Source organism: Synechococcus sp. WH 8016 (assembly GCF_000230675.1).
GTDB lineage: Bacteria > Cyanobacteriota > Cyanobacteriia > PCC-6307 > Cyanobiaceae > Synechococcus_C.
In genome coordinates this window covers 956,910-981,047 of record NZ_AGIK01000001.1, presented here as the reverse complement: position 1 = coordinate 981,047, position 24,138 = coordinate 956,910, and the positions used below count along the sequence as shown (strand labels likewise).

At 46.1% G+C, this 24,138-nt stretch carries 25 protein-coding genes and 6 pseudogenes; 19 read left to right on the top strand and 12 right to left on the bottom strand.

Features of this window, described 5'->3' with window-relative positions; all coding sequences use genetic code 11:
- Nucleotides 1-69: 69 nt before the first annotated feature.
- A complete protein-coding gene (locus SYN8016DRAFT_RS14990) occupies nt 70-303 on the bottom strand; it encodes a hypothetical protein (RefSeq protein ID WP_141561374.1) in 234 nt (77 codons plus the stop codon).
- Nucleotides 304-655: 352 nt separating this feature from the next.
- Nucleotides 656-952, bottom strand: coding sequence for a hypothetical protein (locus tag SYN8016DRAFT_RS05270; RefSeq protein ID WP_006853284.1), 297 nt, complete (start codon nt 950-952; stop codon nt 656-658).
- 173 nt (nt 953-1,125) lie between these two features.
- Here SYN8016DRAFT_RS05270 and SYN8016DRAFT_RS05265 point away from each other — a divergent pair.
- A pseudogene (locus SYN8016DRAFT_RS05265) lies at nt 1,126-1,302 on the top strand (phage holin family protein); the annotation flags it as partial.
- Between the two features lie 10 nt (nt 1,303-1,312).
- On the opposite strand, the pseudogene SYN8016DRAFT_RS05260 reads toward SYN8016DRAFT_RS05265, so the two are convergent.
- A pseudogene (locus SYN8016DRAFT_RS05260) lies at nt 1,313-1,957 on the bottom strand (class I SAM-dependent RNA methyltransferase); the annotation flags it as partial.
- Between SYN8016DRAFT_RS05260 and SYN8016DRAFT_RS05255 the strand changes: the two are divergent.
- Nucleotides 1,943-2,364, top strand: a pseudogene (locus tag SYN8016DRAFT_RS05255) (DHHA1 domain-containing protein); the annotation flags it as partial. The pseudogenes SYN8016DRAFT_RS05260 and SYN8016DRAFT_RS05255 sit on opposite strands and share 15 nt — an antisense overlap.
- 199 nt (nt 2,365-2,563) lie before the next feature.
- On the opposite strand, the pseudogene SYN8016DRAFT_RS14440 reads toward SYN8016DRAFT_RS05255, so the two are convergent.
- Nucleotides 2,564-2,793 (bottom strand): annotated as a pseudogene (locus SYN8016DRAFT_RS14440) (arginine decarboxylase); the annotation flags it as partial.
- Nucleotides 2,794-2,915: 122 nt separating this feature from the next.
- Between SYN8016DRAFT_RS14440 and SYN8016DRAFT_RS14435 the strand changes: the two are divergent.
- Nucleotides 2,916-3,208, top strand: a pseudogene (locus SYN8016DRAFT_RS14435) (Asp-tRNA(Asn)/Glu-tRNA(Gln) amidotransferase GatCAB subunit B); the annotation flags it as partial.
- Nucleotides 3,209-3,611: 403 nt separating this feature from the next.
- Here SYN8016DRAFT_RS14435 and SYN8016DRAFT_RS14985 read toward each other — a convergent pair.
- Nucleotides 3,612-4,484 carry a hypothetical protein gene (locus SYN8016DRAFT_RS14985; protein ID WP_216725577.1) on the bottom strand — a complete coding sequence of 291 codons (873 nt, stop codon included), beginning with the start codon at nt 4,482-4,484 and terminating at the stop codon, nt 3,612-3,614.
- 216 nt (nt 4,485-4,700) lie between these two features.
- Here SYN8016DRAFT_RS14985 and SYN8016DRAFT_RS05240 point away from each other — a divergent pair.
- A pseudogene (locus SYN8016DRAFT_RS05240) lies at nt 4,701-5,391 on the top strand (DHHA1 domain-containing protein); the annotation flags it as partial.
- 341 nt (nt 5,392-5,732) lie between these two features.
- Here the strand turns inward: SYN8016DRAFT_RS05240 and SYN8016DRAFT_RS14980 are convergent.
- Nucleotides 5,733-7,553, bottom strand: a complete 1,821-nt coding sequence (locus tag SYN8016DRAFT_RS14980; protein ID WP_141561373.1) for a hypothetical protein — start codon at nt 7,551-7,553, stop codon at nt 5,733-5,735.
- Between the two features lie 298 nt (nt 7,554-7,851).
- Here SYN8016DRAFT_RS14980 and SYN8016DRAFT_RS15300 point away from each other — a divergent pair, with 298 nt between their 5' ends.
- Nucleotides 7,852-8,073: a hypothetical protein gene (locus SYN8016DRAFT_RS15300; protein ID WP_006853273.1), complete on the top strand. Its 222-nt coding sequence runs from the start codon at nt 7,852-7,854 to the stop codon at nt 8,071-8,073.
- Nucleotides 8,074-9,465: 1,392 nt separating this feature from the next.
- Complete coding sequence (locus SYN8016DRAFT_RS14975; RefSeq protein ID WP_141561372.1) at nt 9,466-11,163, top strand: hypothetical protein; 1,698 nt, start codon at nt 9,466-9,468, stop codon at nt 11,161-11,163.
- A gap of 1,114 nt (nt 11,164-12,277) precedes the next feature.
- Here SYN8016DRAFT_RS14975 and SYN8016DRAFT_RS05220 read toward each other — a convergent pair.
- Nucleotides 12,278-13,423: a thiol-activated cytolysin family protein gene (locus tag SYN8016DRAFT_RS05220; RefSeq protein WP_006853270.1), complete on the bottom strand. Its 1,146-nt coding sequence runs from the start codon at nt 13,421-13,423 to the stop codon at nt 12,278-12,280.
- Nucleotides 13,424-13,694: 271 nt separating this feature from the next.
- Between SYN8016DRAFT_RS05220 and SYN8016DRAFT_RS05215 the strand changes: the two genes are divergently transcribed.
- The 8 genes from SYN8016DRAFT_RS05215 (at nt 13,695) to SYN8016DRAFT_RS05180 (ending at nt 18,742) form a co-directional block, all read left to right on the top strand.
- Nucleotides 13,695-14,105 carry a hypothetical protein gene (locus tag SYN8016DRAFT_RS05215; RefSeq protein WP_006853269.1) on the top strand — a complete coding sequence of 137 codons (411 nt, stop codon included), beginning with the start codon at nt 13,695-13,697 and terminating at the stop codon, nt 14,103-14,105.
- A 52-nt stretch (nt 14,106-14,157) separates the two neighbouring features.
- Nucleotides 14,158-14,394: a hypothetical protein gene (locus SYN8016DRAFT_RS05210; protein WP_006853268.1), complete on the top strand. Its 237-nt coding sequence runs from the start codon at nt 14,158-14,160 to the stop codon at nt 14,392-14,394.
- Between the two features lie 165 nt (nt 14,395-14,559).
- Nucleotides 14,560-15,447, top strand: coding sequence for a hypothetical protein (locus SYN8016DRAFT_RS05205; protein ID WP_038013400.1), 888 nt, complete (start codon nt 14,560-14,562; stop codon nt 15,445-15,447).
- A gap of 96 nt (nt 15,448-15,543) precedes the next feature.
- The gene (locus SYN8016DRAFT_RS05200) at nt 15,544-15,795 is read left to right on the top strand and encodes a hypothetical protein (RefSeq protein WP_141561371.1); all 252 of its coding nucleotides are present in this window, start codon (nt 15,544-15,546) and stop codon (nt 15,793-15,795) included.
- Between the two features lie 218 nt (nt 15,796-16,013).
- On the top strand, nt 16,014-16,382 hold the full coding sequence (locus SYN8016DRAFT_RS05195; protein ID WP_006853264.1) for a hypothetical protein: 369 nt from the start codon (nt 16,014-16,016) through the stop codon (nt 16,380-16,382).
- 54 nt (nt 16,383-16,436) lie between these two features.
- The gene (locus tag SYN8016DRAFT_RS05190) at nt 16,437-16,832 is read left to right on the top strand and encodes a hypothetical protein (RefSeq protein ID WP_006853263.1); all 396 of its coding nucleotides are present in this window, start codon (nt 16,437-16,439) and stop codon (nt 16,830-16,832) included.
- Nucleotides 16,833-17,164: 332 nt separating this feature from the next.
- On the top strand, nt 17,165-18,094 hold the full coding sequence (locus SYN8016DRAFT_RS05185; RefSeq protein WP_006853261.1) for a hypothetical protein: 930 nt from the start codon (nt 17,165-17,167) through the stop codon (nt 18,092-18,094).
- A gap of 336 nt (nt 18,095-18,430) precedes the next feature.
- Nucleotides 18,431-18,742 (top strand): hypothetical protein, encoded by a 312-nt coding sequence (locus SYN8016DRAFT_RS05180; RefSeq protein ID WP_216725576.1) that lies wholly within the window; start codon nt 18,431-18,433, stop codon nt 18,740-18,742.
- On the opposite strand, the gene SYN8016DRAFT_RS05175 is transcribed toward SYN8016DRAFT_RS05180, so the two are convergent.
- A complete protein-coding gene (locus tag SYN8016DRAFT_RS05175) occupies nt 18,722-19,030 on the bottom strand; it encodes a hypothetical protein (RefSeq protein WP_006853259.1) in 309 nt (102 codons plus the stop codon). The genes SYN8016DRAFT_RS05180 and SYN8016DRAFT_RS05175 overlap by 21 nt on opposite strands.
- Before the next feature lie 462 nt (nt 19,031-19,492).
- On the opposite strand from SYN8016DRAFT_RS05175, the gene SYN8016DRAFT_RS05170 reads away from it, so the two are divergent.
- The 4 genes from SYN8016DRAFT_RS05170 to SYN8016DRAFT_RS05155 all read left to right on the top strand — a co-directional run bounded on the left by SYN8016DRAFT_RS05170 (nt 19,493) and on the right by SYN8016DRAFT_RS05155 (nt 21,115).
- Nucleotides 19,493-19,711, top strand: coding sequence for a hypothetical protein (locus SYN8016DRAFT_RS05170; RefSeq protein ID WP_141561368.1), 219 nt, complete (start codon nt 19,493-19,495; stop codon nt 19,709-19,711).
- A complete protein-coding gene (locus SYN8016DRAFT_RS05165) occupies nt 19,711-20,049 on the top strand; it encodes a hypothetical protein (protein WP_006853256.1) in 339 nt (112 codons plus the stop codon). The genes SYN8016DRAFT_RS05170 and SYN8016DRAFT_RS05165 overlap by 1 nt, the downstream gene beginning before the upstream one ends.
- A gap of 173 nt (nt 20,050-20,222) precedes the next feature.
- The gene (locus SYN8016DRAFT_RS05160) at nt 20,223-20,540 is read left to right on the top strand and encodes a hypothetical protein (RefSeq protein WP_006853255.1); all 318 of its coding nucleotides are present in this window, start codon (nt 20,223-20,225) and stop codon (nt 20,538-20,540) included.
- Nucleotides 20,537-21,115, top strand: a complete 579-nt coding sequence (locus SYN8016DRAFT_RS05155; protein WP_006853254.1) for a hypothetical protein — start codon at nt 20,537-20,539, stop codon at nt 21,113-21,115. Before SYN8016DRAFT_RS05160 ends, SYN8016DRAFT_RS05155 begins: the two co-directional genes overlap by 4 nt.
- 366 nt (nt 21,116-21,481) lie before the next feature.
- Here SYN8016DRAFT_RS05155 and SYN8016DRAFT_RS05150 read toward each other — a convergent pair whose 3' ends face one another.
- Complete coding sequence (locus tag SYN8016DRAFT_RS05150) at nt 21,482-22,099, bottom strand: hypothetical protein (protein WP_141561367.1); 618 nt, start codon at nt 22,097-22,099, stop codon at nt 21,482-21,484.
- 367 nt (nt 22,100-22,466) lie between these two features.
- Between SYN8016DRAFT_RS05150 and SYN8016DRAFT_RS05145 the strand changes: the two genes are divergently transcribed.
- Entirely contained in the window at nt 22,467-22,997 is a 531-nt protein-coding gene (locus SYN8016DRAFT_RS05145) for a MerR family transcriptional regulator (RefSeq protein ID WP_006853251.1), read from the top strand.
- Here SYN8016DRAFT_RS05145 and SYN8016DRAFT_RS05140 read toward each other — a convergent pair.
- The 3 genes from SYN8016DRAFT_RS05140 to SYN8016DRAFT_RS05130 all read right to left on the bottom strand — a co-directional run bounded on the left by SYN8016DRAFT_RS05140 (nt 22,982) and on the right by SYN8016DRAFT_RS05130 (nt 23,962).
- Nucleotides 22,982-23,380: a hypothetical protein gene (locus tag SYN8016DRAFT_RS05140; protein ID WP_006853250.1), complete on the bottom strand. Its 399-nt coding sequence runs from the start codon at nt 23,378-23,380 to the stop codon at nt 22,982-22,984. The two genes, SYN8016DRAFT_RS05145 and SYN8016DRAFT_RS05140, sit on opposite strands and share 16 nt — an antisense overlap.
- Before the next feature lie 55 nt (nt 23,381-23,435).
- A complete protein-coding gene (locus tag SYN8016DRAFT_RS05135) occupies nt 23,436-23,642 on the bottom strand; it encodes a hypothetical protein (RefSeq protein WP_006853249.1) in 207 nt (68 codons plus the stop codon).
- 65 nt (nt 23,643-23,707) lie between these two features.
- Nucleotides 23,708-23,962: a hypothetical protein gene (locus SYN8016DRAFT_RS05130; protein ID WP_006853248.1), complete on the bottom strand. Its 255-nt coding sequence runs from the start codon at nt 23,960-23,962 to the stop codon at nt 23,708-23,710.
- Nucleotides 23,963-24,138 lie beyond the last annotated feature (176 nt).

Below are 24,138 nucleotides of genomic sequence, written 5' to 3'. Positions count from 1 at the left end.
CCAGTGTCTCGCTGATAGGAGGTGGAGATGCTTGTGGCCGTATGGGATGGACATTTGTGATTTTGCCGCTCATCTTGCTGACCTCCGTCCGCGTTGGTAAGCCAGGTAGCCAGCACGCAAGTGTCTTGGGATGTCTTCCAGACCCACTCCCTCGTTGTGTTTGTCGCGATAGAAGTCGAGTGTTGCCTCGTCCTTATCGAAAGATGAGAAGCGATCTTGTGGTGCTTGCCGTTGCTTTGCTCTGATAAACGGTTTGCTGATTCCTTCAGTAATTAACTGCTTTCTGAAGTCGAATGACTCCATAGCATCCGTGCATCGAGCGTGGACTATGTAACCCGACTCTGTTTTTTGTATGAGATAAAAGTCGAAGTCCTGAGTTGGGAATGTCTGACGTGACCATGTGAGGTCCCATATTCTTTCGTTTTTGAGGTTTGTGACCTCATAGGGAGGATCAAAGCGTAAGATAGTCATCTGAGTGACTTAAGATAGGCGTATAAAGCAACCAGTTAGTTGCTAAATATCATAATAATTTGCATTAGCAGGCATGGCAAATTATGGCAAGTAAATGTAATAAAAATTATCTTAAACCTGTTGTGCAGTAGTGGGTTGACTCTTTTTGTTGCCCAACCTTATGTTCTGTCTTCGCCTTTTCTCTTCACTTCTTAGATGTTTTGAGGAACTTCGAATACTGATCGCGTGAGGGCAGTTCTCGATTTGTCATGAATGCATCGAAGTAGTGCAACACAGCATCTTCAACAACACTTGAGAGGCTGCTCAGGGAGTCTCCTTCTTGATCTTTCACCCATCTAAGGATTGCGATTTTCTTCGAGATCTTCTCCTCAAGAGCAATTCTGACGACTGGTGTCTTGCCGTCTTGATACCTATCGCGTTGAGGAAACCCTGCTTTGGACCGTTGAGGCTTGCTATTAGGCCTGTATTCCTCGATTGCCATAATTTAATCCTCCTGGGATGTAGTGGTGGCGGTCGATCGATTGATGCGCGTCTAATCAGTTTGAGGGATCGGGCCACATAGCTCATCTCGCTTTGGAGAATTGAAGACCCAAAGTGCTAGATCGTTTTCTACTGGACTTTCGAACAAAGCCGGATTGGGCAGGTTGCCACCGCTGGTCGTTGACCGCTTTCAGTTGGACGTTGCTGCAGTCGTTGCTCACCCTTGCTGTTTTGAATGTGGTGGTTGCTGGAGCGAGCTTGCGGATTGGAGGACAGCTGGCGAAGGGCCCTTATCTGCCCCAGACCCTTGAAGGCTTGTCCAAAACCACCCGTGCCGTGATGGGGCGTTGATCGGTCTTGGCTAACGCACTTGGTAATGGAGCCAACGGCAGTCGAGCCCTCCGTTGTTGATGGGGATACGTCGGGATGCTCTCATCCGGAGGGCTCCCGTGACGCCGGCATTTCCGCTGAGCAGCCAGAAATCCCATCCTGAGGCTTGGGTTTTCACCATTGCCCCGAGATCTCCGTAGAGCGCCTCGAGATCCTGATCGGCTCCGATGCGTAAGCCATAGGGAGGATTGCAAACAATCGTTCCCGGTCCTTCTGGAAGCTGGAGATCTCTGAAATCTCCCGTTTGGATGGAGATCAAGTGGGAAAGGCCAGCGGCCTCTGCGTTGTTGCGAGCCTGTTTGGCGATCGATGGATCCTGCTCGCAGCCAATGATCATGGGCTGGAATTGACCTTGCTCTTGGCGCGTGCGTGCGCGTTCTTTTTCTTCTCTCCAGAGGTCGTCATCAAAATCAGCCCAGCCTTCAAGGGCAAAGCTGCGGTTCAGCCCAGGGGCATGCCCTGCAGCCAGGGATGCCGCTTCGATCAGCAGGGTCCCTGAACCACAGAGGGGATCCACGAGCGGAGTGGTTCCTGTCCATCCGCTTAGGCGGATCAAACCAGCAGCGAGATTTTCTTTTAGTGGAGCATCCCCCATTTCTGCGCGATAGCCGCGGCGCAGGCCGAACTGGCGGTGGCCAAGTCAGCAGCATTGGCGTCTAAGGCAGTTGTGGTGGGCGACTTTCAGCTGCTGGTTGAACGCCTCGATGTGTGGATGGTGCTGGTCTGCAGGGGGCGGCGCAGAGCCTTGCTGATCAGTTGGGGGATGGCGCTGCGGTGGTGATCGGTGGACTGCCGGATCCAGCCGATCAGGGCAAGGTGATCCTGGTGGCGGCCTTCGGCAAGGAGGTGATCGCCGCCAATCTTCAGGCCGGCAAGTTCATTGGCGGAATCGCTAAGCGCTGTGGCGGAGGTGGTGGCGGTCGTCCGAACCTGGCTCAGGCCGGTGGTCGGGATGGCGCGGCCCTGGCCGATGCTCTTGAGGCGGCGCAAACCGAACTGGCGGAAACGCTTCGATCCGTTTGAACATTGTCTGCCGTTATGCAGTGGCAGAGCTCAAAGAAAAGAGCTGCGTTAATGAATAGCTGCAGCTTTGGAAGCTTTATTGAGCCTGCCTCAATTCTCTGTTCGGGTGGTCCAATATGATGCGTAAAATAGCTATTAATACGGGCCCTTTCTAGTAAAGGGTCAACCCATTCAATGTGTGATTTCAGTTGGATGGGACCTGGTAGCCGTTGCAGATCAACAATGCCTCGGGGTCATCCAGCAAAGAGAGGGCAATCAGCAGCTCCGCTTTGCTGCCCGCTTTCAGCCCGAAGTTCCAGCGCTTGCCGCGGCTTACTAACTTCACCACCACGTGTCGTTGTTGGTTGCACTTCGCCGGGAAGGGCCTTGGTATCGCCCTTGATAGCTGTACTGCGTGATGGCGCGTTCAAAGACTGCATGGAGCCGCTCTCAGCGGTTTTCTGCTGGTCATGGTGTCAGAAGAGGGCCCCATATTGATACCGCAGGGCAAAGCATTTGCTGCAGATCACGGCCGCATGGCCGACGCAGAAACCTAATCGGTCTGTGAGAAAGTGATTGGTCTTGAGACCCATGTGCAACTGGAAACGGACAGCAAAAATTTGACAGCATCGTCGTTCACCTTTGGCGATGACCCCCAACATCCACAGTGCCCCGGTGGTGTGCGGTTTGCCCGGCACGCTGCTGGTGCTGAACCAGAAGGTGCTCGAGTATGCGGTGAAGGCTGAGATGGCACTGAACCTCAACATCGCCGAACACTCCAAGTTCGACCGCAAGCAGAACTTCTATCCCGATTTCCCGATGAGTGATTCAGATCTCTCATTACGACCACCTATTCGTTGATGAAATTTGTTGCTTGAGCTGATCACGGGTGGTTGGTTTATATCTTCTATTAGTAGTGAAATGTCTTGCCTGATCTTGTTGACGCATGCGTCAATATTTAGATCTGCTTCATCCACTTCCCTGAAAATTTACCTCCTATGTTCTGATTGGGTGCGATCTGATTTGCAGAGTTTGCTTTCAGGCTTTGATTGTGATTTCCGGTTGCATGGAAATGAAATTAACTGTTTAGTCCTATTATCTAGCCGTTGCTTCTTTGTGTCTTCAATGTCATGAATGTCTCTTTCGCTTAGGTTGATCTTTGGGTTATCTGGTCGGTTATGGTTCTGTTGGGGTTTGGCTGTACCCTGAAGGATGGCCTCAGCGCTAGCGCCATTGATTTGTTTGCAAGTATCTATTTCCCTAGAATATTAACGTCTACGCTTGAATGGGCAGCCAATAGTATTTGGATTTTTAACACAATACTCTTCGACAAGCATCCCTGCTGATTCTGCATAGCAACCTGCCGTTGCCGCTTTGCAACCCCAGCCACCTTGGGGCCGTTGTTTGCCACTGCTGCAGATTCCGTGCCATGGATATTTTTGGTTGGTTTGGCCGTTATACCAATATTCGCCACTGAAGACGCATTCTGATTCAAAGTTAAGCCTAAATCCTCCTTGCTTGCCCTCTCGATTGCTGAATGTGCCATTCACTTCTGATTCTTGGCGTGGGCTTTCTCTCCAATATGTATTTGTGATCGCAATAGTCCCATATCCATTTCCATAACTGCCAGTTTGATATTGACCATTGCTGCTTTTGAATATGAGTGGGCCAAACGTTGTCGTAAACTTTTTTTTGTAAGCGGGTATGAAAAAGCCGGTCATGTTGATCCCGCTGTTTCCAGATCCAGTCATTTTGATTGTTCCTGTCCACTGCGCTCCGGGTGCATAATCGCATACTCCAAATTTTCCGCGAAAACTCTCGGAAGTAAACTTAAGAACGACAGGTCCCCAATAGTACGAACCATTTATGGGGTAATTGCAACGTGGGGTGTTGCGCTTGCTGTTGATCCAGTGCCCAGTGAAATTCCCTGTGGTGCTCCTTGCCCCTAAGAGCATATTGCCCTTGAAATTTCCAGCGTAATTGTTTCTCCCTTTTGATTGAAGTTGGAGCTCTCCTTCGCTGGTATTCCAGTATTCAATAGATTGTGCTTTCGCTTTGTTGGCCGAGCTCGTTCCCACTGCGCAATGAATTGCTAGAGCTGCTACTGAGGCCATCTTCAATGAGTTAATAATTTTGGTCACTGATCACGCTTATTTGCTGATCTAGCGATAGCAATAGCGAGATCCCAGGCCAGAATCTGTATCAGTTCTTAAAAATTATTTTGTGGCTTGAGATCGGTTTGTTCGAATTTGTGAGGTGGTTAGGTTGAATATATCTATCCCTTTGTTCTCATTTGCAGAGAATTCTCATGTGGGAATGTCTCGCTAGCGATGGCATTGCCCTCTCCATCTTTAGGGGCACTGAAGCAGTTGGTGGATCCTGGAATCGGCCAGGCTGGCTCACTAGTTAATTGCGATCGTCTGCGCTTCGACTTCCATTGTCCGCAAGAGGTGACGACTAAGCAGTTAGAGCAGATCGAATCCTTGATTAATGGCTGGACAGCCTAGGCCCATGGTCTGGTCGTGGAGGAGATCGCGATTGATCAGGCGAAGGCTGCTGGTGCCGTCGCCGTGTTTGACGAGAAGTATGCAATGCCTTGTCGCGGCTGTTATTCGCAGGATTGAAGCCGTGGATGGCGCTTCTGCACGGGCTGAATTAGCTGTTGCGAAGTCAGAGGTCTTGGCAACCCAGGCCGTAGCGGTTGGTGAGTATCTGCTCTTGGTGGCCCGTCTTGATGGTGTAGATGGTGACGGCTTACAGGGCGCTGCCTTGGGATTGCTGGATCAGTTGGGTGATTCCACTGCTGTTGTATTGGGAGGTTTGCCTGATCCGAGCGATCAAGGGAAGGTGATTTTGGTGGCAGCTTTTGGCAAGGCTGTGATCGCTCAAGGTCAGCAGGCAGGCAAGTTCATTGGTTCGATTGCCAAGCTCTGTGGCGGCGGCGGCGGCGGTCGCCCGAATCTTGCTCAGGCGGGCGGGCGCGATGGAGGAGCTTTGGATGGGACGCTTGAGGTTGCACGTGTGCAGCTCATGGGTGCAATGGGGTGACTCCCTTGGAGGGAATTTATATTTCTGTTTTGTAGCAGGGCGTATGGTGCTGCAGTTGAAATAGCAGCAGAAGTATTAGAGGAATAAATTATCGATCACAATGGCTTTCATGATGAGTTATCAATTAAGAACATTGCTAATGTAGGCACCTTGTAAGTTGTGGTCGAATCAAATAATTGGATGGGGGTTACGGCAAACGCTAACGATGATAAGTTGATCTAAGGGAGAAAATTTATTAATCGTACGCTCTAACTTTTCCTAAAAGCCATTCAGCAGAGAGTCCTTGATTGTAGGCACTCTGCCGAATAGATTGGCTTCAGCAAGATATCAAGAAGAAATCTTCATGGATATGAAATGTTGATCAATGGAATCTGACTTCTCATGAATGCGGGCGTGACAAATGGCACTTTGGGCTGATATTTTAGACTGATGGTTTTCGCGGTAGCATTAACATGAATATTGGGAACTATATCGGGATTTATTCCGAGAAAATATTCAAGTGGATTGGCGTTGATCCCAGGAATGGCTCCAATGGTAGGCATGGGAAATTTTCTCGCGCTTATTGGTCTTAGACTCGTTTGCAGGCTTTTACCAATACCTTTTGAGATAGTCTCCTGAACATTTCCAGTTATCTTACTTTTATTGACATTGAACGCTCTTAAAATGAAGTTAGGGGTGCCTGTCAGGTCAAAGCCAAATCCTGAGATATTGGTCGAGCATTCTCCCCTTGCACAATTTTTTAGCTGGTTAACTTTGATCGCATTGCCCTCCTTGACGATGGCAAAGGGAATCTTCATGTCGATTTTGCCTCGCTTTATCTCGTAGTCGTAATCAATACCCCCGTCGTTATAGATCTCACCCGTAACTTTGCTGACGTTGACTCTGAAGTTGATCTCAAACTGATTATTCTGTGAACTTGTTAGTCTCGCATTGCTAATGTTCATGCTCGGGCGATTGTCAATTGTAAGGCCTTTGTAATCCCCGTCTATATCTCTAGTGGTTTTGCCAACATCGACTGTCATTGTTTCTCCTGCAACCGTGACGGTCCACCGTGAACCTCTTGAGTTGGCTCTTACTGAGCCTCGAATATTGTTAATGCCTGCGATTGCATTAGTAAGGTTAACTATTTCAATGAATTGATTTCTATTTGAGGGGTAGATATTCCTGACAACATATAAGGATTTGCCGGGGCTTTTGAAAGTGTCTTGGAGCTTTTCTCGCACACTTGTGTTGAAGGACGATATTAATGATACGCTTTTATTGTTGCTGTCATATATAAATGTTTTGTAAGTTCTTCCTAGGCTCCAATAATTTTTACCAGGTGCGCCAGGTGCGCCAGGCATGCTCGATAATGCGGAGTTTGAAAAGTAAGATGATGCGCCTCCTGCTGTTAGTGCAATCATGTCGCTTAGCTTTAAGTTTTTAGTGATGAAACCAGAGCGCCCTTGAAATGTCCTGCTACACCATTGACTCAGTGCTGAATCCGATGCCCCGCTAGCTAGATAATTACTGCTTGTTCCATTCGCATTCACTCTCCCGATTCTTCCCCCAAAATAGGGAATGTAAGTAACTGCAGGGGGCCTTCGGCTGCATATCAAAAGTTCTGCCGCAGGTGTAGAAGTATTACCTTTAAATGCCATTCCTTGTCCCAGCTTGACTGATGTTGTCGCTGGATTTGGTCTTATCGTCAGTTCTGCAGATTCTCTGCTGATAGAGCGCAATGCTCCACCTGAGCGACATCGATCTCCAGGAATACATATCTGGAAGGTTGGCTCAAATCCTTGATGTCCTAAGCTTGCTTTAAATGATGCTCTTCTATACATTTCCGAATGGAGGGGGCCTGCGGAATGATTGAAAATTGCCTTGCTAGGACTATTTCGATCGATGATCCTAAATTCGAAATTGGCTGTTGCTCCAGGCCTCAATCTGGCTGTTTTGGTTATCGTGGCTCCTCTGCCAATAGTCTCCCATTGGCTTCCTTTCTTTTGTTGAATAGTGAATCTTAATGGGTTTTTGATGGTCAGGGTTCCCGTCTTCGTCGTGTGCAGCGAATTATTGATCTCCTCTACAGGCTTCCTTGGCGAGAATTGAGCTTTGGCTATTCCTATGTCCGTGGTAGTCGCTGCTAGGACTGCTGCCAGCCCAAGTGTTGTTGCTTTCATATGATTGGAATGCGATGCGTGCATACTCTTTAAGAATGCAACTGATATGCCTGTTGCATTCTGCTTCTTTACAATTCGCTTATGATCGCAGTAACTTTTGTAAACCCTTTTGTTTTTATTGGAGGTATGTATTCTTTAATTGATTGCATTGATTTGTGGATATTCCAAAGGTTTTTCGGGTTTTGATGGAGTTTTAGTTTGTTCGGGGGAGCTTTGATTTGCTAATTAACCTCTGTGGTTATTCTTCCATTGGCGAGGTCTCTTCTCATCTTGACGGTGTTGGAGAAACCTCTATGGTGTGACTATTTTTTTTAGAGGACTGCTCAATATTTTTAGTCTGCTTGCTGCTGTTTATATGGCGTATAACCTTTGGCAAGTCTTCTTGGTATTGGCATACGAGCATAAGGTCCTATTTACTGGCAGCATTTCAGTATTTGTGCTCTATCGAATAGCAGGGGTTGTAGATTTCGCCATTGCCGTTTTCGATGAAGCTGGAGTGCCTTGTTCTACCATTACTTGAGAGCAACTTCTCTTCACCTGTGCCTGAACCCTGGATAAAGGCCCGGGGTCGACATGTTCCGCTACGAGCACATTAATGTGTACCAGAAATCCCCATCTGTATCTACTCCAGTCGGAGCTATGTCGATTTTGGTTCGGTGATCTGTGTGTCAGTTGCGATGTTCCTTGGCGTTGGCTGACGCCCCATCTTTGCCTAGGTCATGTAACCCGATATTATTAACGCTTCTGGAGTGAGGATTAGGGCTTTCGCTTGAAAGGGCAGCCAAGAGTATTTGGGTTTTTAAGGCAATATTTTTCGACCAGTATTCCCCTTGATTGTGCAAGGCAGCTGGCGTTTAGGGCTTTGCAGCCCCACCCGCCTTTTGGACGCTGTTTGCCGCTGCTACAGATACCGTGCCATGAATACTTTTGGTTAATCTGTCTGTCATACCAATATTCGCCACTAAACGCACTCTAATTTAAAGTTAAATATAAACCCTCTTTGCTTACCATCTCGGTTTTTAAATGTACCATATACCTCCGATTCTTCGCGTGGTTGTTCTCTCCAGTATGAACGTGTGATCGAAATCATTCCATATCCGTCGCCATGACTCCCACCTTTATATTGCCCACTATTGTTCTTGCTGATAATCCAGTGCCCTGTGAAGTTCCCCGTTGTACTTCTTGCACCTAGGAGCATATTACCCTTAAAGTTGCCCCTGTAATTGTTTTTGCCCTTAGATTGTAGTTGTAGTTGTAGTTGTAGTTCTCCTTCGCTAGCATCCCAGTATTCAATTTATTGCGCTTTTGCTTTGTAAGGTGTGATTGTTCCTGTCGCAAAATGAACTCCTATTGCGGCAACTATCCCAATGTTCAATGAGTCCATGGCTTTTCTCATCGTCAACGCTGAGTCTCTGATCCATCTATAGCAATGATGATGAACAGGATGAGATGATGTTTCAGTTCTTGAAATCCGTTTTGTATGTTGAGATAGCTCTGTCTCGATTTGTGTTGCGGTTCGGTTGTGTACCTTGAACCCTTTTCTTCCATGTCAGAAAAACATTCTTTCTGTACTGACGAGGAACCGATTGTCTAGATCCTTCAATCCGCAGGCTGCCTTGAAACAGCTATTGAGTCAGTGTTTGGACAGGCTGGACGACTGGTCTATGTCGAGTGGGTGCGCTTTGACTACTACTGTTGGCGGGTGGTGAAACGTGTGGAGCTTGAGTCGGTGACGTATGGCTTTTTGAGTTGAAGATTGTAGGGGCCAGAAAGTTATTGGCCTAAAACTCAATTTGTCCAAAATTCGATCGGGATCATGAACGGTATCAATTCGTTGAAGGCTCGTTGTTTCAGCTCTTTCTCTTATTGAGAAAGTAGTTCATTTCGTTTTGCTTCAGCGCTACTCAGTAGTTTGCGCGTCGTTGCTACCAAAGCTACAGAGACTGGTGTGCTGATGAAACTCATTGGAAAATTGGCTTTTTTGCTTGCTGCTGTGGGTGTTGGCGTAGCCCCTTCAATGGCACCGGCTATGTCGAAACAGCTGCTTGCCCAACAATTCTCACCGTCGTTGCTTCGCCTTAACGTACCGACCACAACTATTAACAAGCCTGCGTCATCGACGACAAAGAAGAAGTCTTCATCAGTTGGTTCAGATTCAAATAAAAGCAAAAAAACTATTCAGTACAAGCCACCTAAAACTAAACATGAAAAGCCTAAGACGCCTAAGTATGAAAAGCCTAAGACGCCTAAGTATGAAAAGCCTAAGACGCCTAAGTATGAAAAGCCTAAGACGCCTAAGTATGAAAAGCTTAAGACACCTAAGTATGAGAAGTCGCCACAAACAACAAATCCAACTCAGCCAAAACTCACCCCCAAGGAACCTCGGCGTAGATCTTATATCTCTTTGCGTAAACCAATTCTTGCGTGTAGATCTTTTAGAAAAGATGGGAACCTTGTGCGTGGCTTTAAGGTAAGGCTTTATGGGCAAAGGCCTACTTCCACAGCATCGATATTGAGATCAAAGCTATTTAGTTATCAGACGTCCGGTGGAAGCCTTTCAAGATGCTTATATTCTGGAGTTATCGCGCCATCTATATTTATTAAGTATTTTAATGGTCGCAAGCCTCAAGCGCTTATTCGATCATCAGACAATTATAAGCTCCCTTTGTATTCTAGTTTTTCACAACTTCTTGAGGCGAGTAATGGAAGACGAGCAAGGTTCGGTTTAATTGCCAGCACTTCTTCTGTTCGTAGCTCAAGAGGTCAGCAAGATTTACTTCGAATTACTGCGAATAATGCGCTGATATTGTTTATTGACGGTCGAAACCAGTCTTTATTTAAAGCGCCTCCTTCTAGGCTTCCATTGCGGCTTTTCAGTATTTCTTCCCAAGTGAGGGAAGTTTTATCTGATGCTTCAAAATCTTCTTTGAAGCGAATGATTGATTACAAGAAAAAAAGAAAGACTTCCTTGAAGAAGTCATCCCTTTTCCCATCCGAATGGGAGTGGGGCCAAGATTCCGAATCGTATTTCAACGCCTTGTCAATTGCAGCTGCAAGTAGCCACTCTGGCCTTGGCGTCTTGGCTCAGTTAGACAACGTTGGCCCTTGGATGCAAGTTCTTCCGAGCATTAACGCGAATAGGGTTCAGCTTTTGGCCGAAGTTGATCCACAAATTGCCGAGACATGCATGCAGGCTCAGGATTTTAGCGGTTGTGTGGAGACGTTGCAAGGCTCTTCTGAGAGCGAGTACCAGGATTCAGGTTCCAATGAAGAGAGTGACGATTACAGTTCTGAATGCCCCGAAGGAGAGATCTTCGACTTTGATATGGGTGAATGCTTGCCTGATGATTTTAGTGATAATGGTTCTGACGATTCTCAATATGAATATGTGGACGATTATGGTGAAGAGTCAGAAACTGGTTTTGACGATGAGCAGGATTCAGATTATATAGAGGAGGATGATTATGATATTGGAGATGGGCAGTATCCCGATGATATGGGTGCTCCAACAGGGCAGGCTTGTACTGGAAAGACATTTGGAGAGCAGTTAGCTTGTGCTCTTATATCGGCGCTTACAACAATGTTGCAACAAGCTTTTACCACTAATTAGCTACGCATCGCAACCGGTTTATTTTGCTTGTTTGTGTTAAATTCTGTTATTCGTATTTGTGTAAAATCTCCTTGTATAAGCTTTGCCTCTTAGGCATTTGTTTCGTATAAGTATGCGATGAATTGATTTTGCGCTGCTTGCTGGGGGCATATTGTCGCTTTGCTTATTATTTGATTTGTATTTCTGTATTTATATGTCTTCTGTTCGAGCCTGTCTATCCGTGCTTTTTAGCACTTGCTTGAAATGCATTTCTTTGTGTATTCAGCGCCTTTAGTGTCTTTGCCTTTGTATTACCTTTAGTGGTACGCAATAGTCTGAGAAATTTTGAAGTGTATAGCTCTTTGTTTTGCCAGGAATTGTTGAATAATCTGTCTGGTTATTAGGTATTTGTTTGGGTATGTGGTCGTTTGTTTGTAATCTCAGGCTAGCAACATTAGATTCTGTTTCATGCTGCAGTGATCTGCAATAGGTTGTTTTCTGCCTATTTTAATTGTTAAGGTCGATCGAAATTGTCTGAAGCTATTATGAGACACTTGTAAGCGAAATTCTTAGAGATGTGCATGTTTATAAGGCAGGCATTGGTTGCATATCCTCTTGTTCGTTCTAATTAATTGTACAGGTATTGTAATGCCTTGCTTTTATACCTGGCCGTTTACATTAAGTATTAACCGTCATTTCTGTTTTTGATGTTTCATGGTCATCTTCCCTAGTATTTCTTCTTAGAAGCTCTGCCCCTTTCAACAGTGTTTGCGTTAGTTCTTATATAATAGATTTATTGGTGGTTATTTGTTTGCATTGCTTGACTGGTTGTTATACCATTGACCTTCTATGATCGTACTCTTCGGCGCGATGTTTTTTTATTGCAGTCTATCTGCTTGATGTGTCAAGAATCAGCTTTTGGTTTTTTGTTCTTTGTTATTCGCTTTTAATTTGTTTATCCTTAAATCTTTATTCCTTTATCGATACTTGGTTGAAATTTTGTCTGTGAAGGCTTGATATAGACCTACCCGAAACCTTGATTCTTCTTGGTCGTCATCTTCTATTATGCATATTGCAACTATGAACAAGGCTCCCTTGATGGGAGCCTTGTTCTGTACGTTAGATGTACAGGATCTTAGTTGCTACATGTAACATTAGGGCTAACGCGTATTGTAAGTCTACCTCTTGCTCCATCTCTTCCACCATTCCGAACTGTTTGTTCGAATGGCTCATTTTCTTCCCGAAGCTGTCTGGCGAGAGTTGAAAGATTAATGTCATCTCGATATTCTCCCCAGACCCTATCATTGCTATCCATGAAACCAGTGTCCCTATCGTAGAACGTTGACTGCACTTCTAAGAATTTATCCCTTCCACGCATTGGGACTTCAACGCATGTGTCTCTATAAAGGGTAACAGAGTCACCATCATTCATACTTCTATTTCCCACATTCCAGATTTCGTTATCCGTTTTTTGTCCTTCGTTCCTACCGTTTCTACCATTTATATTGAATGTACTGAAACTCATTTCGTCGGCACCAGTAGTGTCTTCAGTTTCAATATGCTTGTATATCAGAGAAATATTCATGGCTGTTGCATTTTGTCGGCAACTTTCTCGTTCCTCGACAATAATTGTGCTATTGCTTATGCTCCTCCCGTTGGATAAGAATCGGAGATTGTAGCTTATTGCGGGATAGAGGTTTAGGCTTTCGTTTGTAGTATTAAAGTAGTTGGCTAGAGAAGCTCTTGCATCTCCTTCAGACCAGCTGCTAATTGTATTCAGTATGGATTGATTGTTTCCACCAAGAGACCATACTGAAAATTTAGCTTTTGAGAGTGTTTCTTTAGTCTTTCCTTCGAAGTTTGCCCTGCCTTCTGACGTGAGGCCTTTATAGGATGCATCTATGGCTGCTTCCATTGCTTCAAGAGTATCAACTGACTCCATTTTCATAAGCAATATTTTGCCATAAGTGATTGATGAAATATATGCTGCTTTCCCTTGCCAACCATTTGGCAGACGGTTGGTAGCTTCTGCTCCTAGTAGTCCCTCTGCGGGTGAGTTTGGTCCGTAATCAACAGCCGTGGTGAAGGGTTTTTGTATAAACATTAGCATTAGGGTATTCTTTTTACTATTTGATTCGGTTTCCCCTCGGAATGCTGCGCTCCAGTTCATTCCTGATCCGTTTATCCCTGCCTTGGCTAAAACTGATTCTACACTATTAGTTTTAGCACTATAAAAATAAATTTCGCTCCCTACATCCTGGATAGTGTTTCCCCTGGTCATTCGTCTCAGTGCATTGTCGTAACCAACTCGACGAGCTGGAGCCACAATTTGATCTGATAATGCTGCCTGGTTCGCTCCTATGGCATAGATCTGTCTAGTTAGCCCAGTTGGAAGCGAGTACTGTGTAAAGTTTCCACTTGTGGATCTGCCGCCTTGTTGGTTTTGGGCTTGGACTAGTGCTGAAGATGTGTCAGTGCAACGGAAGAATGCTTGACACAACTGTTTTCATAACGATGATTGGGCAATAAGGCGCTACATCTCTCACTGACTGATGAACAAAGCAGAAGCGTCATTTGCACCTGATGCCTATCCAGGTGTCGATTTTTGGCACCTCGAGAAGAATCTGAAGTTGAGCGTCACGGTCCTTGCTGAAGCAGAGACGCCAGAAGAAGAGCCTGCTAATGCCGTTGCCAGAGCCCTACTCGATAAAAATCATCCTCTTGGCGGGTGGGTCGAGGCAGATGATGCTTTGAAAGAGTTTTTAGACGACTACTTCAAAACGCATCCTGAAGCTGCTGAGGTCTGGGAAGACATGTGCAAGGCATTGGTCGAAGAGACAGCAGGCAAAGCAGTGATAGAAGGTGTGAGAAAAGGGGCAACAGAGCTTGTCACAGGCATAGATGAGACACGGATCTCGAAACTGATAAATGAGTTAGGTCTTGATAAAGATGTAAGTGATTAGATTCACTTCTCGGGTGGGTGGTAAAAATAGATTTGTAAGTCGCCATAAGTCAATGGAAGTGATTGAAGTGCAAAAGGCTTGGTTAGAGGCATGTCTCGCCCATCCAGATGCAATTGGAAAAGAGCAACGACATGAGCGAAGAATGAAAGAAGACTATGACTGGACAGGAGTGATTGTTGAACGCTTTTGCGATAAGCAGGTTGTTGCAGAGTTGGCGAGGTCTGGAGTCACTGTCTTTATTACCGATGAACAAGCAAAAGAAGCAAAAGTCAAAGCAGAAGTGAAATAAGCAAATGCGTCTGAGATTTGCAAAAACTTAGAAATTGCATAATTAGATTAGCTATCAAGCTGGGCTCCTCTGTGCTCGTAAGTGGTGAGTTGGTAGATGGGATTGCGCCCCCATCTACTTCTCATGAAAACACTACACAGATGCCACATAAACCCATTTACAAACATGAACAACATTGAAAGACACTGGTCAAAAATCAGTGAAGAGATTGCATGCAAAGATGCACGCATAGCAGCATTAGAAGCTGAGAAGAAAGAAGCACTTGAGATCGTCGGATGCTCAAACCCTGGCTACTACCTCAAATCACTAAAGGCATTAGTAGAGAAAAATGCCTTATTGGAATCACAGAATCAGCAGCTGATCGAAGCAGCGAACACCAACAGCTACTCAAATCTCTTTAGCAAGGTCACAACTGCCTTTAGCAACGAGCCTGCTCCTCCATCAGAACAAGAGCTCGCTTACGCAGCAGAACAAGCAGAAACTCATGCACGAGTGGTTAGCCAAGCATTGACAATCTCTGTGTTCGACTCAATCCTCTTCGCTATCTGCAACTGGTCAAACGATGGACAGACGGCACCTGACATAGAGCTTGCTATGCAATCAGTGCTATTCCCATCGGTGTATGAACGAGTGCTGCAAGACAATCAGGACTATGTCTTAGAGACAATGCCTGAAAGCGCACTTGATGTCGTCAAAAAAGGTAGAGAGTTGATTCGGGACCTAAGAGCTGAGACAGATAGGTTTGTGACTGATCAGGATCTTTGGAATGACCTCGCACCAAGACTTCAATCATGGGTCAAAAATGAGATGCTCCATTCGCTGTATGGCGCTTCAGACCCTCAATGGCTAACTGATCAACCTCTAAGCCTTGAGCAAATGATCACCTGGCGAGACATGCCAGCAAGTAGAGCCTTAGAGCAACCTCTTATTTGGGACGCTTACGAGAAAACCAAACTCTTGACTTATGAAGACAAAGAAGAGTATGGATTGCCTGACTTCAACAAAGAGCAAGTAGCAAACAGGATTGACGCCGAACAAACCATAAATCGCTGAATTACCACCACCGTGATGATCTTCTTTTTTTTTGGATGATCATCGTGGTGGTGGTCTATAAAAAAAATTAGAAACGATAGAACAAAGATGACATCAGTGAAAGAAAAACTCGAAAAGCTTAGAGACAGCCTTACTGCTGCTCATCAAGCACATGTTGATTCTGGCAACAGAGTCGATGCCATTGACCAGAGTGCGAGCGAACGGGTAGATGAATTGCTCATCTCAAAAGATAATCTCATCGATAAGCAACAGGACATGATTGATGGGTTGTTGCATTGGATTGCAGCTATACGACTCAATCAAAGCCTCAAAGCAAAAAGCAATGACGAATCTACAAAACAAGAGTGAGTGCTACGAAATCCATCGGCAACTAACGACCTCTTCATCAGCAAAGACTGAAGATGGTTGGACTGTCACCTATAGCGGCGATAAAAACAATAGTCGTAGTCAAACGGTCAAAGCGACAAGAAGAGAAGAGGACGTTGAGATAAGGCATATGCACGGATCAGAGGGTGTCGCTCGAGTCTTGATGAAGGCACGAAGCACAAGTGATTAGCAATGTTTTTATGAAGCCAATCGTAAGAGAAACCCATCCACTTACACAATCCAACTCAATCCCTAAAGACGCTGAGACTGTTTTGATTTACGGTCAGATCTATAAAGTCATCCGTCTAAAACAAGTCAGGACGATAAAGCCTAAGAAGATCGTCAAACGAGGCGCTAACGCTCAGGAAAAGAGAATCATCGAAGCATCACCTGAGAAGCAACGTCTGATGGTAAGAGCTGTGCTTGAGACGAAACGGAAAGATGCTCTGAAGAAAGAGTTAGAGGTTAGGACTCTGAATAAAGCTTTGAGAGAAAAGCATCAAAGCAAATTGACCGTTAGTGAAAATGATGTTGAAAGCTACTTAGGACTCGTTTTACAAAAGGCATAAAATGGACTTAGAGACAAAATAAGTCTCTGAATGCACATTGATGCTTCAACCTAAATGCAAAGACTCAATCCACCGGTCAGATTTACAATCCTCAAAGAAGAAATGTTTTGGACGCTTGAGTTTGCCGAAGACAAGCTCCCAGATGCAAAGTTCTGTTTTTACGTCCTACGCAAAGCAGCAGAGGGCAGTTACGAATCTCATGGTTGGGCTTCTGAGCCATCCGAAGACTTTGCTCTAAGACGAGAGCTGGTAAGTGAAACAGGCATCACCAATTACTTCGTAAGAGCCAAGAGAGTCACAAAGCGATTCATCAGCTCTGATGGCGATGACGATTCAGCACTCGACTTCTTCCGCGATAAGCACGATGAAGGCGTAGGCATTGAAAACATCCCGAGACATTTGCGTCTTGGCTATCTCGCTTATTGCAGAGGCAGAAGATCAGCACACTAAACAAAGGAAACAATGATTATTGACTCACGACTCACCAAAGACGAAATCTTGACTCATACAGCTGAGATGCTCGATTCAACAGTTAGTAAAAAGCATCACAATCAAAGACTGCTTATGGCACTGACGATCGGATTGCTATTCGGTTTGATGGCATAGGACCATGGAGACATTGAGCCACTTCTGACCGAGTGGCTTTTTTTGTGCCTACGTCAATGTCATTGAGATCGTTTGATCCTGAAATTGCAAAAGATGAAAAGTCACAACCTGAAAAGGCATAAGTGACGGGCATGTGACGTCTGGTCCATTTACGCTCTCGCAAAAGGGACAAACGAGTGCTCGAGAACCTGCTCTCTGACATTGCAAAAGTCGATGGAGAGCTCGAGACGCTGAAGGAGCTGGCGATTGAACTCGGCGCCTCTCCAACAAATCTCCATCTCGCAAACGTTGTGAGAGTGATTCAAAAGGGTGTGAAGGAAAAGCTTGAGGCTGACGAGAGAGCCAAAGCAGCGGGCTACAAATCGACTCTCATAGCGATCAAGGCTCTTGGGCAAAAGAGCACCTTTGAGAATGTGCCGACTGAATTGACCGTTGCCCCCTCTCAATGGATCGTGCCTCGATCAATCTCTGAAGTCAGGACAGGCAGCAAGACGCTCACTCGAACGAACCCAGCAGTCACAGCAACGCAGGCTCAGACCAAGCTCAAGAAGCTCTTGCCACTCATCGAGGAGTTCTGCTCGGACAACAACGAAGAAGGCATCGAGTCACTCAAGACTGCCTTCTACTCACTGAGCAATGAGGACTTCTCTGCTGAGCTGCTCGGGTTGATTGCTCAGAGCAGAGGTAGAGGTGAAGGACTGGACAAGACAGAAGACAAGACCAATGGACTGGAGCCTTTGGGTCTTCCTGTTGGCGAATTGATCCTGAGCTATCAAACCTGGACCGAGATCTGGGCAAAAGACAACAGCGACTATCAACGCTTGATCAAAGAGACGAAGTCACCAATGCGTTTAGATCTGGTCGAAGAAGCGGCAGCTATTGACCTACTCAGGGACAACGAAAATGCTGAGGTCGCATCACTTCTGATTCCGACTGCCTTCTTTGAGCTTTGTGGCATCAGTCTTCAAGAGGTGACCGGCTATGAGATGAATCATGCAGATGAATTGCCAACGCGAGGCAAAGACTTCCTCCATCGGCTGAGAAAGATCGGCTTAGGAGCATCGATCAAGGACTATCAGGAAGCCTTTGGATCAATGAGGTCGTGATGCAAGAACTCGATAGCCATCCCAATCACGGTCTCTAAAGACGAGTGCTTCCCAGCAGCATTGAGCAACTCCTGAATCTTTTGAGCTCGCTGAAGCGTTGCTGAATCAAGCCTCAATCGAATTTGCTTTGCCTGCTCGGACAAGACACATGAACCATCTACGCAAACGACACTAAGCATGAAAGTCAATTGGAGCGAACTGGAGAGGCATTGGCAAAGGCTGAGAGATAGGACCGCATTTGATCTGTCTGTGCCTTGTGTTGTGGTGAGTGAGGAAGCAGAAGTGATGGAGACGACGGTGAGTGGTTTGTCGAATCATCTGAAGGTCTCGTCAGCCATGTCATCACCTCCGATCAAGCGCTACATCGAACTGACTGAGCAGATGGGAGCTGAGAGAGCGATGAACAAGCTCTTGATGGATGAAGACGGTGGTGAGGAGTTTGCATTGCTATGGGAAGAAGCAAGGCGTGATGTGGAAGGTGGGGCGATAGCGACGATGGATGATCTGGTCGCTGCTATCGACACCGCTAAAAAAGGCTTCAACACCTATCCACGCAAAATCTTGGTCGTTCAGATCAATCAAAGAGATTGCGACATCCTGCTCGTGGCTCCTCCAACCGAAGAATGGTCAGACGAACTCAACGCTTGAGAGTGGCGTGATCTGAGGAAGTGATGGACGAGTGATTGTGGTCTGATGCTCAGCAATCATCGAAGTGCAAGCGTCATCCCAGATGTCGTGAAGCAATAGGAAAATCTCGAGCTGCATGCTGTCGAGCTCTCTTGCAGCATGTGCCAACTGCTTTGAGTAGTTCGTCATGCCTGATGCTGTCTCGGCAGCTTGTGACTCCAGCTCACAGACTTTGTCTTTGATCAGATCACGAATCATCATCTGGACTTCGTGGATGGTGTGAGGGTCGAGCAGTGGTTGGTTTGTCATGAGTGCAGTAGCTCAGTAGCTCAGTAGCTCAGTTGCGCAGTAGCTCAGTAGCTCAGTAGGTCAGTTGCGCAGTAGCTCAGTAGCTCAGTAGGTCAGTTGCGCAGTAGCTCAGTAGCTCAGTTTTCGTCGGTGTCAGCGAGTTAATCCTCGAGATGAGTCATCCAATCTCCATAGATCGGCATGTCTGCGAGAGCATCAGAGTCAGTGCTGAGTGCTGCAAGTAGTCGATAAGCAGCAGCTTTTGTTTGATCAGTCATTTGTTTGTTACTTCTAAGAGCAATCAGAGACGTGATCGTCTCTATGACCATTTTACTCTATAAATAGGCACTGGGTAAGATTTACTTGCGAGGATTACTCAAAAGATTACTCAAAGGGTCACCATTTATGAGAATGAATTACGCAAGGAGACGCTACAACCGCTTACTTGAGAGTGGGCAAACCACTCGTGGAAAAACAATCAAGATGGATGAGCGATCAAGACTTGTTGCTGAGACCGTGTTGAGGTCTGGCTATGTAAATGTCGGAGAGATGTTTATTGATCTTCTTTACAAAGAAGCCAATCGAATTAATCCGAGCATGTGCTTGCCGATGGTGTCTGGATTGAAAGAGAAAGAAGATGAGCTCAGTCGGCAACTAATCGAACTACAAACGCTCATCGCTAAGCAACGGAGCATCATCTGATGGAAAGCACTGATTTTGAAATCACGTCTCATCATCGGACGGTCACTGAGCTTGTGAGTTCGACAAAACGAGCACTAAGCACAGCTGAGAATGAAGGATCGATCAGCGATTGGCTCAAAGCAATTGAGACTTCAATCAAAGTCAATGAGTATGCAGGTAAAGAGCTGGTTCGTAGCAGGCTCCGTCGTCACCTCTTAGAAGCAGCAAACGTCCTTGCAGGCACTTATGACGGATGCGAAGAGGTAGAGCTTGGTGAATGGGCATCAGGAGCTACTGAAGACACGCTTGGTTGTAGAGCTCAAGAGTTTTTGAATCTGCATAGATCGTTATTTGCCTAATAGGTCAGCAATGGCAAAATTCAACTTCAGACAAAAAGCAATCGGACTTGATTGGACACAACGACTACTCAAACGAGCTCAATCGATAAGCCCTGATCTTGACTCAAAGAAAATAAGTCACGCCCAATTCTGCAAAGATAGAGCAGACCATTGGCTATCAATCATTACTAATCATGGCTAAAGAAAGACAAGGTGCCGAAGGGCATGAAGAGATAAGCAAAAAGGATTACGAGTGTAAGCAGGGAGAAGCAATAGTCACGCCACCTAAAAGCATCATTGATCGCTTTACGAAAGAAGTGATTGAGGAAGGCATGACGGATGCTCAAATCAAATTTGGCATCAATAAGTTGATCGAGGATCATCAAAAGAGTTTCATAAAAGAAGCTAAGGCTCAGAAGGCTGCATCAGAGGCAATTTACGAATCCTTAGAGCGAACCGAGAAAAAGATCAAAGAAATCAGAAAGCGAATTGACTATGGCGAAACGAGGTGAAGCTATCTACAGATGAGCTAAAACAGGTCATCAATAAATTTGGTCTTGCCTTTAGCGGAATTGACGCTATCGACTGGTTCATCTCTAAGACAAAACGAATAGGTCATAAGAGATGGACTTTATTTCTGAACCTACTAAGACAAATCAACTTCTTTGGTGGCATCACGCTCATTGCAAGTGAGAATGAAATGAACTGGTGGAACAAGTCAAAGACTCTTCAATGGCATAAAGATGATGCTGATGTCGTTGGGCTTTACCGGTCTCAAGACCATTGGATCGAATTGATCGTCTCTCGAATGACGAGTTGGAGTCGAATGGAAGCAGTGCTGAGACATGAGTTTGTCCATTTGCTTCAAGACGTAACCTTTGATGGCTCAAGAAATGATGTTCAGGCATGGGCTAAAGCGGACAATCTGATTCGTCCTTATGGCAAACGAGCTGCGAAATTTGATGAGGCTGTAGAAGCTGAGGCTTATTGGCTGATGATTCGACCAGGTGAGGTCAAGAGAGAAGCAGACAAGATCATCAATCAACCCGATCGTTGGAGCAATTGGTTTTGCTCGATCCACTATTAGACAGACAAATGCAAAAACATTTCAATCCAGTCCTCAAAGACGAGGCACTGGACGAGCTACTCAAACGGTTTGATGAATCAGCACCGACTGCGGAAGAGAAGCTAGATCAAAAAAGCAAAGTGACTCCAAGCAGATCACTAGAGGAGATACGTGCTGCTTACTGGGGAAACCAATAGCTCATCTCAAAGAAGCTGTGATATTGCTCTGAAGCTCAATCGGCCGTTTAAAACCCTGCTCTTGGTGGACAGTGAATATTCAGTCGGGAGATCGATAGCGACACATAACGCCCCCTGCTTTTCTCTTCCGGGTTTTGTATTGCTTTCAGCCACCAGGCTTCAGGCTTCCCGATAAATTTTGTCTTTTAGGTCACATCTTCCTTGGATCGGTAGTCATCTTGATGCGCTCTTGTTCTGCCATGGCTGGGTTAGCTGCAGCCCAGGCTTTTGTTGCAGGGTTGGCATCTAGGTAGGCGTTCCAGTCGCATTCAAAGGGCACGAGTTTGGCATCGCACTTAGGGCGGTTTGCTTCTGCCTCGATGGCACGCCAATTTGGCTTGGCATGTTCGCAACTACTTTTCCAACCGATCTTGGGCGACACAGAAGGGCAGCCGTCAGATTGCTCAATATCAACTGTTGCACCTAGGCGAAGTAAACCGACTTGAAGTTCGTCTTTCCAAAAGTTGTAGTTGTTTTTGCACTTCCATGTTGACTTGCCAGCAACAAGTGGTTCATGGTGTCCACCACCAAGCCCGACCCAATCGCAATAAACGCGTTGGCACTTGCCATCACCAATAAATGCATGATTGGTAGGACATTTATTGCCTACATACTCAGGAGTGCCTTTTTGAGCTTCAATGCAACCTCGATAGTCAGCTGCCTTCAGGCACAATTCGTGGATCTCTGGAGAGACATCACCAGCGGCAGCTACGGGTAGGGCTCCAGCAATTAGAGCGAATGCTGTAAAGAGTTTCACTGTTAGAGACATTGTGTGGAGGTCATCCCTCTTGGACCTCTTAACCATCGCTGAAACGAACTGAATCCGAATCCCTCATCTGAGTGTTTTTCGTTGCTGAGTTGTCCCTCAAAAGGGCTAGAAGCTTACTCCTAGCTGCAAAACCATCGCTGTGTTCTTGCTCGCATAGCAAACGCTGTCCAGCGTCACTGCTTAGATGACAGTTGCTCTGATCGTTTTCTTATCGCTATCACTACCTTCTACGAGGGGGTTAAGACGAGTTGGACATGGCGACACTTGTTTTCAGCTTGGACTTCACACTATTCAATTGGTTTAACCGGCTTGAGCTGTCTGTCGTTTTGGTGTGTCGTGTTGTCATTAGACGGCTTACGCAAGACAGATGCTCACCATTACCGATCTGGCTCAGAGATACGGCATTTCAAGGCAGCAACTGTATGTGCGACTTGGTGCCACTGATGTCAAACCGATGAAGCGTGGCAATCGTTCGTTCTTCGCTCCAGAGCAAGTGGAGGAGTTGGATCGAGTCGACGCGTTGCTCAAAGAGGGATTCAGTCTCAATGACATAGGTGGACAGACATCAGACGTCAGACAGATGACAGTGGATATACAGGCGACACCGATCACCAATTCACCTGAAGTCTGCGGTGCCAATGGATTCGAGTTATTGGCTGATGCGATTGCGTCTGCTGTCAATCAAGTGTCAGCCGTGCCGACACACAACCCACTCCGCAATCACGAACTTTTATCGAAAGCAGCTGATGAGCAATGGACACTCAGCAGTAAGCAGGTTGCAGAGTGCTGTGGAGTCTCGTCCTCCACAACAAATGGATGGAAATCATCGGTCGTTCGCTGCGGTCACAGACTTGAACGGTCCGGGACTGGGCTTTGGAGGATCTATCGCGAAGCGTGATGAGCTTTGGCAGCTTTAACGGCGTAAGCACTACGGCCATCCGGCAACTTTTTAGAGTGCAGTGTCAATGCGGCTTCTCGTTTGAGCTCGTGCATCCAGTAGTCGAATGAATCGAGTAGGTCAAACCATCCGTCAACGAAAGGTCCGTTGAGGATTACTCGTCCCTCCCAGGCAAATATCGATGCTGATCCGGTCTCCTCAGATTGAATCACGCCATGAAGAGCGTGGTGATATTTAGTTAGTGGCACTTTTTGTTTGCCGCCGATATGGCGAGGAGTTGGATAATTCGCCATCTCCCATACATGGTCAGGATCGCCAGCTTTGAGGTTCACAGACTCGTAGTAGTCCTGAATATCGGTCAGAAAGGCTTGTTGTGTTTGCATAAAAAATGAGGAGTGTGACCTCCTCTGTTATGTGTTTATTGGTTGGAGGTAAAGCTCAGCCGACGAACTCGGCTTCATCATCAGCTTCGATGGCTATGAGCTTGGTGATCGTGCTGCTATCTGAGAGCAGTTGAGCCACGACCATGTTTCGTCCTTCGTCTGTCTTGATCCAATCGTTTAGTTCTTCGACCGTCATCTGCTTATAGACGTTGAGGTTGTTGCTGATTTCGATGCAGAAGCTGACTTTTTGTGCGTAATCCATTTGTTTAGTAGTTGATAAGTTGATAGGAGGTGCGAAGACCTCCTGTTAGTTGCGATCGTTATAGATCAGGAGTTTTTAGTGAGTTGATAGTTCTGTCGTGCTTTTTCGAGTTGTTCTTGTGTCGTCCAGCTGTCTTCCGTGCTTGTGGCATTTTCGGGCAACCAGCGATCAAGAGCGATTTGATCTTCGAGGCACTGATGTATTTGTTCTGTCACGTCGCGAGTGAAGAACGGATCCAATTCTTTTGATGCAAGTTTCTTGTGAGCGTCTTCTATGTTCTTTGCGATGAGCGGGACATTGATGCGGTTTGAGTTAGTCATATTGGGACTTAGTTGAGTGTGAATGTGAGTAGTTGGTAGGAGGTGCGATGACCTCCTTTTGTTATGTGTTGATGCTCAGTGCTGTTTGAACTTAGCGGCTTTAGCTTTTCCTTCTTCTCCGTAAACACCGTTTTGGCAGTCAGCGATGAAGTTTAGGATTGCGACTTCTGATTCTA

Bases quoted from the DNA above. Each gene is read 5' to 3' on its own strand.
- SYN8016DRAFT_RS05210 (WP_006853268.1), top strand. From the start codon at position 14,158: ATGGAAGTGATTGAAGTGCAAAAGGCTTGGTTAGAGGCATGTCTCGCC.
- SYN8016DRAFT_RS05135 (WP_006853249.1), bottom strand. From the start codon at position 23,642: ATGGATTACGCACAAAAAGTCAGCTTCTGCATCGAAATCAGCAACAAC.
- SYN8016DRAFT_RS05175 (WP_006853259.1), bottom strand. From the start codon at position 19,030: ATGACAAACCAACCACTGCTCGACCCTCACACCATCCACGAAGTCCAG.
- SYN8016DRAFT_RS05150 (WP_141561367.1), bottom strand. From the start codon at position 22,099: ATGTCTCTAACAGTGAAACTCTTTACAGCATTCGCTCTAATTGCTGGA.
- SYN8016DRAFT_RS05195 (WP_006853264.1), top strand. From the start codon at position 16,014: ATGAAGCCAATCGTAAGAGAAACCCATCCACTTACACAATCCAACTCA.
- SYN8016DRAFT_RS05215 (WP_006853269.1), top strand. From the start codon at position 13,695: ATGAACAAAGCAGAAGCGTCATTTGCACCTGATGCCTATCCAGGTGTC.
- SYN8016DRAFT_RS05170 (WP_141561368.1), top strand. From the start codon at position 19,493: ATGGATGAGCGATCAAGACTTGTTGCTGAGACCGTGTTGAGGTCTGGC.
- SYN8016DRAFT_RS05190 (WP_006853263.1), top strand. From the start codon at position 16,437: ATGCAAAGACTCAATCCACCGGTCAGATTTACAATCCTCAAAGAAGAA.
- SYN8016DRAFT_RS05270 (WP_006853284.1), bottom strand. From the start codon at position 952: ATGGCAATCGAGGAATACAGGCCTAATAGCAAGCCTCAACGGTCCAAA.
- SYN8016DRAFT_RS05140 (WP_006853250.1), bottom strand. From the start codon at position 23,380: ATGCAAACACAACAAGCCTTTCTGACCGATATTCAGGACTACTACGAG.
- SYN8016DRAFT_RS05165 (WP_006853256.1), top strand. From the start codon at position 19,711: ATGGAAAGCACTGATTTTGAAATCACGTCTCATCATCGGACGGTCACT.
- SYN8016DRAFT_RS05220 (WP_006853270.1), bottom strand. From the start codon at position 13,423: ATGACCAGGGGAAACACTATCCAGGATGTAGGGAGCGAAATTTATTTT.
- SYN8016DRAFT_RS05145 (WP_006853251.1), top strand. From the start codon at position 22,467: ATGCTCACCATTACCGATCTGGCTCAGAGATACGGCATTTCAAGGCAG.
- SYN8016DRAFT_RS05180 (WP_216725576.1), top strand. From the start codon at position 18,431: ATGTCATCACCTCCGATCAAGCGCTACATCGAACTGACTGAGCAGATG.
- SYN8016DRAFT_RS05160 (WP_006853255.1), top strand. From the start codon at position 20,223: ATGGCTAAAGAAAGACAAGGTGCCGAAGGGCATGAAGAGATAAGCAAA.
- SYN8016DRAFT_RS05130 (WP_006853248.1), bottom strand. From the start codon at position 23,962: ATGACTAACTCAAACCGCATCAATGTCCCGCTCATCGCAAAGAACATA.
- SYN8016DRAFT_RS14990 (WP_141561374.1), bottom strand. From the start codon at position 303: ATGGAGTCATTCGACTTCAGAAAGCAGTTAATTACTGAAGGAATCAGC.
- SYN8016DRAFT_RS14980 (WP_141561373.1), bottom strand. From the start codon at position 7,553: ATGAAAGCAACAACACTTGGGCTGGCAGCAGTCCTAGCAGCGACTACC.
- SYN8016DRAFT_RS05205 (WP_038013400.1), top strand. From the start codon at position 14,560: ATGAACAACATTGAAAGACACTGGTCAAAAATCAGTGAAGAGATTGCA.